The following is a 13,355-nucleotide window of genomic DNA, read 5'->3' as shown; positions in this document are numbered from 1 at the left end:
CCCCACTGATTAAAGTTTCACTTTATCCCGCATTAACGGGCAGTAAGACTCTCACCTCAAAATTCAACTGAAGCAAAGAAGTGAGGTGGGAGATCAACTGCCCGTAAATGCCCGATTGGTTCAACTAATAATCAGTGGGGGATAAACACCTCCCACTGATTAAAGTTTCACTTTATCTTGAGGGGGGAAGTTTGTGTATAAAGTAATTGCAAAGAGGCTTTTAAATGCGATTCCGCTTTTATTTGTTATTTCTATTATTTCTTTTCTATTAATAAAATTAGCGCCGGGCGATCCCGTTCGAAACTTTGTAACGCCGAATATGAGTCCGATTGATGTCGAGCGTATTCGCAAAAGTTTAGGACTAGATCAGCCGATTTACGTGCAATATTTTTTATGGTTAAAAAATATTTTAACAGGGAATTTTGGATACTCACTTCAAAACCATCGTCCTGTTTTAGAACTTATTACAGAAAGATTACCCGCAACAATCGGGTTAATGGGATCATCTTTACTCGTCTCATTTGTAATCGCAATACCGCTTGGATTATTTACAGGTGTGAAAAAGAACTCGTTCTTTGACCGCATTGTGAACTTTATCTCCTATGTGGGAATCTCAATGCCTGTCTTTTGGTTCGCGTTACTATTAATCTACTTATTCTCTTTAAAGTTGAATATGCTTCCGAGTATGGGTATGCGCACAGTCGGTCAAGATTCCTTCTGGGATATTGTCCAGCACGGTATTTTACCTTGCATGGTGCTAGCGTTCCAAAACATCTCTGTCTATATGAGATATATTCGCTCAAGTACAATTCAGCAATTAGAGGAAGATTACGTACAAATTCAATATGCGTACGGTGCTTCACAGAAAACAGTTTTATTTAATCACGTACTTCGAAACGTATTAATACCGATCATTACAATTTTCGGATTATCCATTCCAAGTTTAGTAGGCGGAGCGTTCATTACGGAAACAGTATTCTCATGGCCGGGACTTGGTTCACTCGGGGTGAATGCTATTTTTAGATTTGATTATCCAATTATTATGGCAATCACATTATTATCATCGTTCATGTTAATTCTCGGTAATTTAATTGCTGATATTTTATATGGCGTAGTAGATCCACGCATTCGAATGAGGGGGTGATTTGGAATGAACAATAGGAGATTTCAAACGATAAAAAATAGTTTTACAAAAAATAAGTTTGTAGTAATGGGAGTTATTATACTGGGTGTTTTAACAATCGCGTCTCTTTTCGCATTCGTATCACCGTACGATCCTAGTAAAATGTCGATTCCAGATCGTTTACAAGAACCGAGTTTAAGTCATCCTTTCGGAACGGATGATTACGGAAGGGATTACTTAACGAGAGCGTTATATGGCGGACGAGTTTCCCTTGCTGTTGGTTTTCTAGCGATGGTTGTTTCCATTACAATCGGGACCGCAGTAGGAACAATTAGCGGATATTTTGGCGGAAAGTTAGACAACTTCTTAATGCGAATTGTTGAAGTTCTTATGTCGATTCCATCATTCTTCTTAATGCTGTTATTAAATGCGTATTTAAAACCAGGAATTACAACGCTTGTTCTTATCATCGGATTATTAACGTGGATGGATACCGCACGTATCGTAAGGGCAGAAACGTTATCTGTGAAAGAGCGTGAGTACGTTTTATATGCAAAAGTATCTGGACAAAAATCATTGATGATTATTGTAAGACACATCATTCCGAACATTTTATCGACCATTATAATCGCAGCGACATTAACAATTGCGACATCGATTTTAATGGAATCATCACTTAGCTTCTTAGGATTAGGTATTAGAGAACCAAATTCTTCTTGGGGCAGCATGCTAAACAATGCGCAAGGATACATAGGTGAAGCTTGGTATTTAACACTCTTCCCAGGGTTCCTTATTCTATTAACTGTACTAAGCTTTAACGTAATCGGTGAAGCGTTGAAAAAAGCTTTCGCACCAAAAGGGGCTCATCATGAGAACTAATGCTTTAAGTGAGGGGGAGTGAAAAGCGTGTCTGAAAAACTATTAGAAGTAAAAAACTTAAAGACTTCTTTTTTCATAGAAGACGGCGAAGTAGAAGCGGTTCGCGGCGTTTCATTTAGTTTGAAAAAGGGTGAAGTCGTTGGGATTGTTGGCGAATCGGGAAGCGGAAAGAGCGTTATGGCGAAATCCGTTATGGCCCTCGTTACGCCCCCGGGGAAAGTGAAAGAAGGAGAGATTCTTTTTCAAAATGAAAACGTGCTTTCTAAATCGGAGAAAGAATTACGCTCTATTAGAGGAAATCAAATTTCACTTATCTCCCAAGATCCAATGTCGGCACTAAATCCAGTTGTGAAAATTGGAAAGCAAATGACGGAAGTAATTGTTCGGCATCAAAAAGTGAAAAAGAAAGAAGCACAGAATATCGCGGTCAACTTACTAAAACAAGTCGGTCTTTCTTCACCGGAAGAAAGGGTAAAACAATATCCGCATGAACTAAGCGGCGGTATGAAACAGCGGGTTATGATTGCAATGGCGATGTCTTGTAACCCAGACCTTCTCATTGCGGACGAACCGACGACAGCGCTTGACGTAACGATACAAGCGCAAATACTAGATTTAATGAAAAACTTAAAAAACGAAACGAATATGTCGTTACTTCTTATTACACATGATCTTGGAATTGTTGCGCAAAACTGTACACGCGTCATCGTTATGTACGGCGGACTTATTATGGAAGAAGGACATGTACTTGATATATTCCAATCGCCGAACCATCCATATACGAAAGGGCTATTAAACTCTCTGCCAAAAATATCGAACGGCGTAAAAGAAAGACTAGCTCCAATTCAAGGTGTAACGCCAAACTTACTACATCCGCCGAAAGGATGCCCATTCGCAGAGCGTTGCCCGCATAAAATGGACATTTGTGAAAAAGAACGTCCACCATATTTTGAAATCGGAAACGGAAGACGCTCTATGTGCTGGCTAAACGATAGGGCGGTAGGTGATTCACATGCATGAAGAAAACTTAATTGAAGTTCGGAACTTAAAAAAGTATTTTCCTATTAAAAAAGGACTATTCGGCAGAAAAACAGAGCAATTAAAAGCAGTCGATGACCTAAGCTTCACAATTAAAAAGGGTGAAACATTCGGATTAGTAGGAGAATCAGGCTGCGGAAAATCAACGACAGGAAGAAGCATCATTCGTTTACACGACGTAACGTCAGGTAACATCCTATTCGATGGAAAAGATATCGCAGATCTAAAAGAAAGTGAACTAAAAGAATATCGAAAACGAATGCAAATCATTTTCCAAGACCCATACGCATCATTAAACCCGACAATGAACGTATTCCAAATTATTAGCGAACCGATGAACATTCATGGCTCTTACACAGCCGAAGAAAGAAAAGAAATCATTCTAGACCTGCTCAAAAAAGTAGGACTAAAAGAAGAACACCTATATCGCTACCCGCACGAATTTAGCGGAGGCCAAAGACAGCGCATTAGCATCGCACGCGCACTATCTGTAAAACCGGACTTCATCCTATGTGACGAACCAATCTCAGCACTAGACGTCTCAGTCCAAGCACAAGTCGTAAACATGCTGCAAGACATTCAAGAAGAAACAGGCGTCACATACTTATTCATCGCACATGACCTATCCATGGTAAGACACATATCAGACCGAATCGGAGTCATGTACTTAGGAAACATAGTAGAAATTGCCGACAGCGAAGACCTATACACAAAACCGGCACATCCATACACACAAGCACTACTCTCATCCATGCCAGAACCAGATCCAACAAACACAGGCAAAGAACGGATCATCCTAGAGGGAGAAGTACCAAGCCCACTAAACTCACCATCCGGCTGCAAATTCAGAACGCGCTGCAAATTCGCTACTGAAAAATGCGCGCAAGAAGTACCGAAGATGGTTGAGATTGCGAAGGGGCATGAGGTGGCTTGTCATTTGTTTTAGATTTGAGGAAAAGCATTGGGGGAACCTGGTGGTATTTCAGTTGGTAATATGATAGCTGGTATGGCTTGTAGCGTTAAATAATTTATATAATAAACAATAAACATAAAAAAGAGCTAAGGTTCTCATACAGCCTTAGCTCTTTTTTATGTTTGTTAAACAATATCCTTTCAAAAAAATATTTAAGTCTATATTTATAATTTTTTCTATCTTAATGCATAAAGACAGGGGAGGATTATATTTAATTCCCTTCCATACCTCTGATGGGGTGGACATCAATGAGATGTTGTTTTTTGTTCACGGATTTTTAACATCTTTATTTACAGTGTTTTGAATGTAATAATAAAAAGTTTGCTTTCATATTAGAAAAGGTTAGTCCCTCACTTCACTCCAGTTAAAAACCTCACACCCAAAAACAAAGGGGAACTCAATTGTTCAAACTCATATAAAGTTTCAATCTTGTCTAAGCATCCATTAGGATATACAATTGATCATCTATTTTTCTTTACATAATCTCCAGATACAGTCCATATCAACTATAGATTCTTGTCTTATGCTAAATGTAATCAAAAAGCAAGTAGATAAAGATAATGACTAAAGCATTAACTCTAGATACTTTTTTGATGAATATTACAAATAAACAGGAGGTAATGAAAAATGATTAAAACATTATTAGCAGGAGCACTTTTAAGTACAGGATTGGTAGCGGGAGGTGCAGTAGGTGCAGATGATGCGAAAATGGACAATTTAAAGTCAAATGAAGATAGTTCAAATCAAGTAATTACACAAAGTGCAGATGGAACAACGTCTTTCTCACAAAACTTTGATTTACCTAAAGATGCAGTGCCAGCAACTCCTAAAGGGGATGTGAAAACTGTTGAAAGAACAGAAGGTACAGGTTCTCAAGAAGGAAAAATGGTACCAACAAAAGAAGGTACAGATTCTCAACCTGGATTTGAAATGGGAGCCCCTGAAAAACCAGAACATGCAAAAACTGTTGAAAGAACAGAAGGTACAGGTTCTCAAGAAGGAAAAATGGTACCAGCAAAAGAAGGTACAGATTCTCAATCTGGATTTGAAATGGGAGCCCCTGAAAAACCAGAACATGCAAAAACTGTTGAAAGAACAGAAGGTACAGACTCTCAAGAAGGAAAAATGGTACCAACAAAAGAAGGAAATTAAATAATATATAGTTATAACGAAGAGCATCCAAAAGGGGTGCTCTTTTTATATTGTAGGGATTAACTAGTTTTACTCAATATAGAACTATAGGAGGAATTGAGGCTAGAATAGGGGTTACTGTCTCTTCAAATCATGGTGTTGGAAGCACTAGTTTTGGTGGTAACGTTACAACATAAACATTTTATTAGAGATTTTTTAAATTTACATACACTCTAGATAGACTACATATCAACTTCAGATACTTGTTTTATGATACAAGTAATCAAACAAAAGGAGGGCAATACAAAATGATTACAACAGTATTAACAGGGCACTCTTTTAAGTACAGGAGATTATTAACAGGTGGAGAAAATGTTGAAGATGTACAGACAGATAAACATATTCCATATGAACAAAATGAATTGCAGCAAACTCTAGAAAAGTACGATTCGAAGAAATTTGAGTTATAAAAAGAAAATAGATAAATATAGTGAAAATAGATAAATTGACAAGAGAAAAGCACTTTGTGTATATCACAGGTGCTTTTTATTTTCACTTTGATATAGGGCTTGAATTAAATTTTTACACTAAAATATATACGGCAAAAAGGGGGAAGTTCATTGCACAAAGTTATTTATGGAATATTAGTTTTAATTTATACTTTGTATTCATTTTTTGTAAGTGATGGAAGTGAAGTAAGGTTTATTATGGTGTTAACTATAGTACTTATCTTTTCTGTAGTTTTAGAAAAAGGAAATGCAAACAAAACGACTGATTAAAGGTCTTTTTGTTTGCATTTTTTAGTTGGCTATTAAAGTCTAGATGTTTTAGGGATAGCACCAAATCGCCATCAAGCTTAAAGAACGATTTATCCCCAAACAATAAAAATGAGCTTTTTATTACAAGTTAGCAGCAAATTTCGTTTTTGGGACACTATTAAATTTTTAGTTGATGAAAAACACCCGCCTAAAATAGAAAACTTTTAACCTATTATCATTTATTCCGTAGCTTTTAAGGTATTTAACACGACTTTGGTTGCGTCTGCAATAAGTTTATCATCGTATTTAGCATCTTCTTTATCATGATTAGAAAGTATAGCAAGAACAATCGGCTTTTTATTTGGTGGCCAAATAATTGCGATATCATTTCTTGTTCCGTAAGATCCAGCGCCTGTTTTATCAGCTACTTCCCAGCCTTTTGGTACGCCCGCACGAATCAATTTATCTCCAGTTGTATTTCTCTTCATCCAATCTACTAATAGTTCACGTTTTTCTATTGGAAGTGCAGTTCCTAATGTAAATGATTGAAGTGTCTTAGCTATCGCTTCTGGTGTACTGGTATCGTGTGTTTCTCCTGGATGCACTTCATTTAATTCAGGTTCAAATCGTTCTGAAGTAGTAACAGTATCTCCCATTTCTCTCAAGATTTTTTCAAATTCAGAGGGCCCCCCTAACTGTTTAAGAATCAAATTATGTGCTGTGCTGTCACTATATCGAACAGAAGCATCTGCAAGTTCTTTTAACGTCATTCCTGTATCAACATGCTTTTCAGTAATTGGATTATAATTAGAAAGATCTTCATGAGTATACGTAATCCTTTGATCAAGAGCTTCTAATGAGTTCTTGCGTAAAAGAGCGCCCACAGCTAATGATTTAGATGTAGATGCAAATGCAAAACGATCATCTGAATGATAAGCAACAGTTTGATTTGTACCTGTGTCCAGTGCATAAATACCAAGCTTAGCATCATATTCTTTTTCAAGTTTAGCGAAAGATTGATTACCTGTATTTTCTTGTTTAATTTGATTAGCTTGATTCGTTTGCTTAGGTGGTTCAGATTGAGTGTTACTATTGGAACAGCCTATAAGTGATACACATGAAAGTAATACTACAGGCACAATCTTTTTGTAATGTAAAATGTTAAAGAACTTGTTTAAAACGAACATAAATTTTCAACCTCTTTCAAGAATATATGGATTTTGTCTAGGTATTCTAAATACCAATGCAATTAAAGATGGCATAGGGTAACAATACTACTGCAGCTAAAATTTCACAGGTTAAAGGACATCCAAAACGTTTATATGATTGATAAGTCACGGTTTGGGCTGTTTCTTTTTTGTTTCCACTTGTAATGATTCACCTGTGAAAGTATTAAACTTGTAATACTTAACCGTAGTATTACAATACATATTTTTACTTTTGGGAATAATAAGTCCTTTCTTTTTTTTGTAATACATAAAAATAGATGTCAAACGGGATATGTTGTATCCAATCTGGACAACTAATGTTAGAAATACACTTATTAGACACTCTAAGTAATAAATTTGTTCCACTTTAAGATGAGGAAGAATTTGGGGTTTGTAAAATAACAATGGAACTACGTGTTTTTTCGTCATACAAAAACCTCTACATATAAGTAGAGGTTTTTAAATTGTATATTAATGAATTATGCTTTTTAGATAAAGAAAATCGAGTTCAGGTAAACGAAGAACATAGAAGAAACGTTGTTTGATAAACTTAAAGATACTGTTGAAAATAACGTAGAAGCGATGGATCAGTTGTACGAAAAATTTATTCGCCAGATAGAAAATACTCCTATTATCGGGCAATATCATAACTACAAAAAAGGGAAAAATGAAGCGGTGTTAGATGAACCTAAAGGAATATTAAACACAATTTTACATCCAATAGATAGTGTTGAGGGCGCTGTGTATGCTCTTTCTCACATCGACGAAACATTTGCTGCTATGGAATGAAAGATTTGGATTAAATGCACCTATTATTACATTCGGAAATAATATCTCTAACGCTGAAAGGATATTTGATCTAGGGATTCTTTTCTATATTTTAGAAACAATTAAAGCGAGAAGAAGTAGAATATTTAATGATTAGAATTGATAATATTCTAATATTCAATAGAAAGATAAAACGTTTAAAAGTTCAAAATAATACATTATAATATTTTTAGTAAAATTAACCAAAATATATTTTACTTATTATGTATTAAAGGGGAAATGAAAATGGCTGGACAAATTCGTATGTCACCAGAGGAGCTTAAATCAAAAGCGACTCGATATGGACAAGGTGCAAATCAAATTGAGGATATTTTACGTCAATTACAAAACTTACAAAATGAATTAAGAGGAGAATGGGAAGGTCGTGCTTTCGAAGGTTTTGATCAACAGTTCAATGAATTAAAGCCAAAAGTACAAAGCTTTGCACAGCTATTGCAAGAAATTAATATGCAGCTGAATAAAACTGCAGAGGCTGTTGCTTCTCATGATGAAGAATTATCACGTAATTTCGGTTTGAAATAAAAATTGTTTTACTCTATATAACAAGCATTTCAAATGAGCCATACAGCTTATAATGTATGGCTCATTTGATTGCGTGCCCAGCTTAGCTGGACACACGTTTAAAAAGAGTGATATTGATAGAGAAATTTCATATATTTATTGGGATTTCTTTGGCATGTTCTGAAAATTAGAGAAAGGATTTGAGTGATGGGACAATTTCAAAGTAATTTTCAAAAGGCACAACAAATTGCTACGCAGATGAGAACAGCTTCGGATATAATCCAAAGTGCAACCAGTCGTTCTATAACAAAGGCAACGCGTACAACACTATCTGTTAATTCCAAAGCACAAGAAGCGAATCAACAAATGTTAGATTTTACGAAACAATTTTCCACTGCCTTTCAACAAGCGGTGGATAATATTCATTCAGTAGCCCAAGAGTTTGAGAGAATGGATAACGAACTTCACAACACTTTTCGCTAATGTGACAACCTACGTAAAGTAAAATAGTAGGAGGAATATGATGAGTCAAGATATTGAAAAACAAATTAATCAAGTAAATCAAAAGTTAAGAAGTGTATTTGAAGAACAAGACCGAAATCAATCCGCAATTCAGATTCAGGAGCAAGCGGAAGCAGATTTTTATGAATGGAGAGGTCGAAACCATCGTTTGTTTGATCGAATTTTAGGAACTTGGCATGGTGATAGAGAAATGTCTCAGTTTTTTATGAATACATATCAAGAGGCACAACATATTGAACGAAAAGTCACATTTGAATTGGAAAACCAAAAAGAAACGTTGCTTAAAGAAAGACGAAACCTTAGTGATTTAGAAAACGACCTTTCCTATCAACAACAACAATTAGCGAGGGAGGTCAATGCATGAGTTTAAATATGTATTTAGGAGAAGTACAAGGCCAAACTCAAAGCATGAATGCTGTATGTACGGCGACCATTCAAGGTATGGAACAAGCGATTCAGTCGATTGATGCTTTTGCAATTGATACTGTGTTACAAGGGCAAACGTATAGCAGTGCAAAATCATTTTTTGTACAAACTTTTCGTCCTCTAGCGCAAGGAATTATTTACTTATGTGAAGAACTAATCCGTCAGAATAATGCCTTTCCAAGTCAATTTCAATCACAGGTAGCTTCAACTGATGTTATTGAACAAGAAGTGTTAGAACAAATTCGAGAAATTGACCGAATGAAAACAAGTATGGAAGCTGTCAATCAAGCTATGCCAATGCCGGGTATGGATGCCATGGTAAATCTTTTTATTGTTATGAGGCAAAAACTGAAAGAAAAATTAGAACATCTATATGAATTTAATTATAATTCTAGTAGTAATTATGATACGGCACTCCAACTAGCCGCTAGCATTGCCACGGGTTTGGCAGAAGTTCAAAGTGGAAAAGGCTTTAGTCCTGCAAGTGGTACATTTAGTACGCAAGGGTTGAATATGGAGTGGACAACTTCTATTCAAGCTATTGGAGAAGAGAGGGCACGTCAGTCTGAAAATCTTCTGAAAAGTAGTTCAAGTGAAGAAGGCGCAATGTGTGGTAAGCTACCTGAAAAATCTACTTTCAAAAAAATTCGGGACGGTATTGTAGAAGGCGCGGGGGAAGCGGTTGAAGATACTATAGAAGGATTTAAGGCACTTGGTAAATGGGAAACGTGGGAAAACATGGGGAATGCTGCGTTGCATCCTATTGATACCCTCAGTACGATGTATAATGTATTGTCAGATTCATTTATTAATGATGTAATAAATGGAGATGCTGAAAGTCGTGCTAAATGGGGAAGTTATGCTTTAACACAAGTTGGATTAGGACTTATTGGTGATAAAGGATTAAGTAAAGCAAGTAAATTAGGTCAAGCGGGTAAAGTGACCAAACTAGCAAAAAACGAGATTCCGCAAACTTTTTCGCATATTACAAGTAATTTACAATTGGGGGATCGCTTTGCTTTTGCAGGTGGAAATAGTTTGCGATTTAGATCTGATACGCCTGATTTTAAAAAAGCTGAAGAAAAGCTGTCGACCTATCAGTTTGCTAGGGGTGAAAGTGATTCCGGTGGGAGTAATTTTGTTGATGAAAATCATACATCTTCACTTTCTAATAGGGAAATTATATCTAATTTACAACATACAGAAAAATTTAGACTAAATACACTCAAACATATCCTAGAGGGTGAAATAAATTGGCGTGGTGACGCAATGGGTTATCATACTGAAGTATTGGAGAATACACCTGGAAAAATAATTAGCGGAACAGAAGAGATATTAAATGATCAAGGCATCTATAAAGCTAGGGTAGAAGTAAATGGAACCCCTAAAACTGGAAATAGAGGATTTTCCACATTTTTCCCTAAAGATTGGAGCCCACAAAAGATTGTAGATAATATAAATGAAGCATATAATAATAGAACGTATGAATTTGGTAACACATATTCTGGAATAGGTTCAGAGGGTATAAGGATTAGCATGTATATAGATGGGAATGGGAAAATTATCTCTGCTTTCCCATCGGAATAAATTTTATCTTTAGTATAAAGGAGTACAATAGTAATGAAATATCCATATAGCTTTGAAGTACTTACCAATGGAAAACTAGTTATGAGGCTTCCTCAAGAAATTAAACTTATTGAGACTTTTTTAGGCGTTGAAGTTTCTGCGTTTGGAGATTGGATTTTAGAAGAAATACATAGTGTTTTAAATGGGAAAGAAAATTACGTAGTAGTAAATGGAAACATTTGCGGTTTAGAAATTCGGAAAGATACAACTACTGTCCTAGACAATTTGGCTGAAGATGGTAAGGGAGATTTTTGTGAGATAGAAACGATTGAATTAGTAGATTTAATTCATATTTGGCTAGATAAACAAAAAGAATTTAAAAAAGGAAAAAATAAAGAATTGAAATAATAGATAGAGCTGACTTCTATAAGAAGTCAGCTCTATCTATTATTTCATATTTCTCCCATTATCTCAGGTTTTAAAGTCTTTTTTCCTAGATAATTATCAGCAATAGTCATTGCAAAAGAATCTAAAGGTATTTAGATATGATGATGGGTGGAGAGATAGTTCACATTATTAGGAAACCAAATTCTGTAGGAGTATATGTTGCAGAAGTTAAAAGTAGGGGTCTTCCAAAACAAGCGAAATCTTCGTTTTTTTCCTGAATATTGGAATGAAATTCAAAATGAAGATTAAAAATGGTAGTAAACTTCAATCACCAAATGATGAATTAATTGAATCATTTGAGGAATATTGTGAGATAAAATTACCAACTGATTTTATAGATTTTTTGAAAAAATATAATGGTTCTATTCCAATTACTAATGTTTTTTTACATGAAAAAAACGAACTTTTAATTGAACGTTTCTTATGTTTGTTTATAAAACCAATAGCCGAAGGTTTTCCGCAGGTGTGAGTCCAGATGGATTCTATATCGGCAAAATCTCCGGCTTTTTGTAATTGCCGATAAGCCTGGATCTTACTAATGGATGGATCTCTTTTTCGGGATGGGAATAACCAGGTATTTTCTAGAGTTTGGTATACGAATAGACTTCATCAAAAATAGAAGTAAGATTAATCATGCGTTCTTTCTTCGTTTCCCCCTCTTTGATTTTGAATTCTTTTCTCTTTTTCCGTTTTAACTTTACTATGGTTCTGTTTGAATTTGGAGTAAATCGCTGACACTGAATCCTGTATGGATCCCAATAAGGGAGAGAATATAGTCTCGTTCAGAATAATGACGTTTGAGAACCCATTTCATATCTTCAATCTGTTCTTTATTTCTGAGGGGGTGGACATCAATGAGATGTGGTTTTTTGTTCATGGATTTTTAACATCTTTATTTACAGTGTTTTGAATGTAAACTAATAATAAAAAGTTTGCTTTCAAATTAGAAAAGGTTAGTCCCTCACTCCACTCCAGCTAAAAACCTCACACTCAAAAACAAAGGGGAACTCAATTGTTCAAACTCATATAAAGTTTCAATCTTGTCTAAGCATCCATTAGGATATACAATTGATCATCCATTTTTCTTTACATAATCTCCAGATACAGTCCATATCAACTATAGATTCTTGTCTTATGCTAAATGTAATCAAAAAGCAAGTAGATAAAGATAATGACTAAAACATTAACTTTAGATACTTTTTTGATGAATATTACAAATAAACAGGAGGTAATGAAAAATGATTAAAACGTTATTAGCAGGAGCACTTTTAAGCACAGGATTGGTAGCGGGAGGTGCAGTAGGTGCAGATGATGCGAAAATGGACAATTTAAAGTCAAATGAAAATAGTTCAAATCAAGTAATTACACAGAGTGCAGATGGAACAACGTCTTTCTCACAAAACTTTGATTTACCTAAAGATGCAGTGCCAGCAACTCCTAAAGGAGAAGCAAAAACTGTTGAAAGAACAGAAGGTACAGGTTCTCAAGAAGGAAAAATGGTACCAACAAAAGAAGGTACAGATTCTCAACCTGGATTTGAAATGGGAGCCCATGAAAAACCAGAGCATGCAAAAACTGTTGAAAGAACAGAAGGTACAGACTCTCAAGAAGGAAAAATGGTACCAACAAAACAAGGAAATTAAATAATATATAGTTATAATGAAGAGCATCCAAAAGTGGTGCTCTTTTTATATTATAGGAATCAACTGGTTTTACTCAATATAGAACTGTAGAGGGAATTCAAGCTAGAATATGGGTTACTGTCTCTTCAAATCATGGTGTTGGAAGCACTAGTTTTGGTGGTAACGTTACAACATAAACATTTTATTAGAGATTTTCTAAATTTACATACACTCTAGATGGACTACATATCAACTTCAGATACTTGTTTTATGATACAAGTAATCAAACAAAAGGAGGGCAATACAAAATGATTACAACAGTATTAACAGGGC

General features: G+C 35.3%; 14 protein-coding genes and 3 pseudogenes. 15 read left to right on the top strand and 2 right to left on the bottom strand.

All coding sequences use genetic code 11. The features are described 5' to 3' along the window. The first annotated feature begins 193 nt into the window (after positions 1 to 193). From MR155_RS22425 to MR155_RS22395, 7 genes are all read left to right on the top strand, one after another. A complete protein-coding gene (locus MR155_RS22425) occupies positions 194 to 1,144 on the top strand; it encodes an ABC transporter permease (RefSeq protein WP_002035186.1) in 951 nt (316 codons plus the stop codon). Positions 1,145 to 1,150: 6 nt separating this feature from the next. After that, positions 1,151 to 2,002: an ABC transporter permease gene (locus MR155_RS22420; protein WP_242311123.1), complete on the top strand. Its 852-nt coding sequence runs from the start codon at positions 1,151 to 1,153 to the stop codon at positions 2,000 to 2,002. 27 nt (positions 2,003 to 2,029) lie between these two features. Then, entirely contained in the window at positions 2,030 to 3,022 is a 993-nt protein-coding gene (locus MR155_RS22415) for an ABC transporter ATP-binding protein (RefSeq protein WP_241875430.1), read from the top strand. Further along, the gene (locus MR155_RS22410) at positions 3,015 to 3,986 is read left to right on the top strand and encodes an ABC transporter ATP-binding protein (protein ID WP_016119685.1); all 972 of its coding nucleotides are present in this window, start codon (positions 3,015 to 3,017) and stop codon (positions 3,984 to 3,986) included. Before MR155_RS22415 ends, MR155_RS22410 begins: the two co-directional genes overlap by 8 nt. A gap of 654 nt (positions 3,987 to 4,640) precedes the next feature. Next, on the top strand, positions 4,641 to 5,165 hold the full coding sequence (locus MR155_RS22405; protein ID WP_242311122.1) for a hypothetical protein: 525 nt from the start codon (positions 4,641 to 4,643) through the stop codon (positions 5,163 to 5,165). Positions 5,166 to 5,452: 287 nt separating this feature from the next. Then, positions 5,453 to 5,614 (top strand): hypothetical protein, encoded by a 162-nt coding sequence (locus MR155_RS22400; protein ID WP_002150223.1) that lies wholly within the window; start codon positions 5,453 to 5,455, stop codon positions 5,612 to 5,614. Between the two features lie 150 nt (positions 5,615 to 5,764). Continuing rightward, complete coding sequence (locus MR155_RS22395; RefSeq protein WP_240380624.1) at positions 5,765 to 5,923, top strand: hypothetical protein; 159 nt, start codon at positions 5,765 to 5,767, stop codon at positions 5,921 to 5,923. Between the two features lie 218 nt (positions 5,924 to 6,141). Here the strand turns inward: MR155_RS22395 and blaIII are convergent, their stop codons facing one another. After that, positions 6,142 to 7,089 (bottom strand): class A beta-lactamase BlaIII, encoded by a 948-nt coding sequence (blaIII, locus tag MR155_RS22390; protein WP_002016516.1) that lies wholly within the window; start codon positions 7,087 to 7,089, stop codon positions 6,142 to 6,144. Between the two features lie 537 nt (positions 7,090 to 7,626). Here blaIII and MR155_RS22385 point away from each other — a divergent pair. The 7 genes and pseudogenes from MR155_RS22385 to MR155_RS22355 all read left to right on the top strand — a co-directional run. Next, positions 7,627 to 7,896 (top strand): annotated as a pseudogene (locus MR155_RS22385) (hypothetical protein); the annotation flags it as partial. A gap of 267 nt (positions 7,897 to 8,163) precedes the next feature. Then, on the top strand, positions 8,164 to 8,460 hold the full coding sequence (locus tag MR155_RS22380) for a WXG100 family type VII secretion target (protein WP_002125598.1): 297 nt from the start codon (positions 8,164 to 8,166) through the stop codon (positions 8,458 to 8,460). Positions 8,461 to 8,646: 186 nt separating this feature from the next. Next, positions 8,647 to 8,922 carry a TIGR04197 family type VII secretion effector gene (locus MR155_RS22375; protein ID WP_242311120.1) on the top strand — a complete coding sequence of 92 codons (276 nt, stop codon included), beginning with the start codon at positions 8,647 to 8,649 and terminating at the stop codon, positions 8,920 to 8,922. A 40-nt stretch (positions 8,923 to 8,962) separates the two neighbouring features. After that, positions 8,963 to 9,325: a DUF3958 family protein gene (locus tag MR155_RS22370; protein ID WP_242311119.1), complete on the top strand. Its 363-nt coding sequence runs from the start codon at positions 8,963 to 8,965 to the stop codon at positions 9,323 to 9,325. Further along, positions 9,322 to 10,974, top strand: a complete 1,653-nt coding sequence (locus tag MR155_RS22365) for an EndoU domain-containing protein (protein ID WP_242311118.1) — start codon at positions 9,322 to 9,324, stop codon at positions 10,972 to 10,974. Before MR155_RS22370 ends, MR155_RS22365 begins: the two co-directional genes overlap by 4 nt. Before the next feature lie 33 nt (positions 10,975 to 11,007). Next, a complete protein-coding gene (locus MR155_RS22360; RefSeq protein WP_000877044.1) occupies positions 11,008 to 11,361 on the top strand; it encodes a type II toxin-antitoxin system toxin in 354 nt (117 codons plus the stop codon). Positions 11,362 to 11,626: 265 nt separating this feature from the next. Further along, positions 11,627 to 11,773, top strand: a pseudogene (locus MR155_RS22355) (SMI1/KNR4 family protein); the annotation flags it as partial. 51 nt (positions 11,774 to 11,824) lie between these two features. On the opposite strand, the pseudogene MR155_RS22350 reads toward MR155_RS22355, so the two are convergent. Continuing rightward, positions 11,825 to 12,277, bottom strand: a pseudogene (locus tag MR155_RS22350) (tyrosine-type recombinase/integrase); the annotation flags it as partial. Between the two features lie 361 nt (positions 12,278 to 12,638). Here MR155_RS22350 and MR155_RS22345 point away from each other — a divergent pair. After that, complete coding sequence (locus MR155_RS22345) at positions 12,639 to 13,043, top strand: alpha-ketoglutarate permease (protein WP_098633290.1); 405 nt, start codon at positions 12,639 to 12,641, stop codon at positions 13,041 to 13,043. Positions 13,044 to 13,355 lie beyond the last annotated feature (312 nt).

This window comes from Bacillus cereus group sp. BfR-BA-01331 (genome assembly GCF_022663915.1).
In the GTDB taxonomy this organism is placed as follows: domain Bacteria; phylum Bacillota; class Bacilli; order Bacillales; family Bacillaceae_G; genus Bacillus_A; species Bacillus_A mycoides.
The sequence above is the reverse complement of the archived record's forward strand: the minus strand, read 5'-3'. Positions and strand labels throughout refer to the sequence as shown.

Coding starts and splice junctions, on each gene's coding strand:
- MR155_RS22380 (WP_002125598.1), top strand. CDS start 8,164: ATGGCTGGACAAATTCGTATGTCACCAGAGGAGCTTAAATCAAAAGCG.
- blaIII (WP_002016516.1), bottom strand. CDS start 7,089: ATGTTCGTTTTAAACAAGTTCTTTAACATTTTACATTACAAAAAGATT.
- MR155_RS22400 (WP_002150223.1), top strand. CDS start 5,453: ATGATTACAACAGTATTAACAGGGCACTCTTTTAAGTACAGGAGATTA.
- MR155_RS22405 (WP_242311122.1), top strand. CDS start 4,641: ATGATTAAAACATTATTAGCAGGAGCACTTTTAAGTACAGGATTGGTA.
- MR155_RS22360 (WP_000877044.1), top strand. CDS start 11,008: ATGAAATATCCATATAGCTTTGAAGTACTTACCAATGGAAAACTAGTT.
- MR155_RS22345 (WP_098633290.1), top strand. CDS start 12,639: ATGATTAAAACGTTATTAGCAGGAGCACTTTTAAGCACAGGATTGGTA.
- MR155_RS22410 (WP_016119685.1), top strand. CDS start 3,015: ATGCATGAAGAAAACTTAATTGAAGTTCGGAACTTAAAAAAGTATTTT.
- MR155_RS22365 (WP_242311118.1), top strand. CDS start 9,322: ATGAGTTTAAATATGTATTTAGGAGAAGTACAAGGCCAAACTCAAAGC.
- MR155_RS22370 (WP_242311119.1), top strand. CDS start 8,963: ATGAGTCAAGATATTGAAAAACAAATTAATCAAGTAAATCAAAAGTTA.
- MR155_RS22375 (WP_242311120.1), top strand. CDS start 8,647: ATGGGACAATTTCAAAGTAATTTTCAAAAGGCACAACAAATTGCTACG.
- MR155_RS22420 (WP_242311123.1), top strand. CDS start 1,151: ATGAACAATAGGAGATTTCAAACGATAAAAAATAGTTTTACAAAAAAT.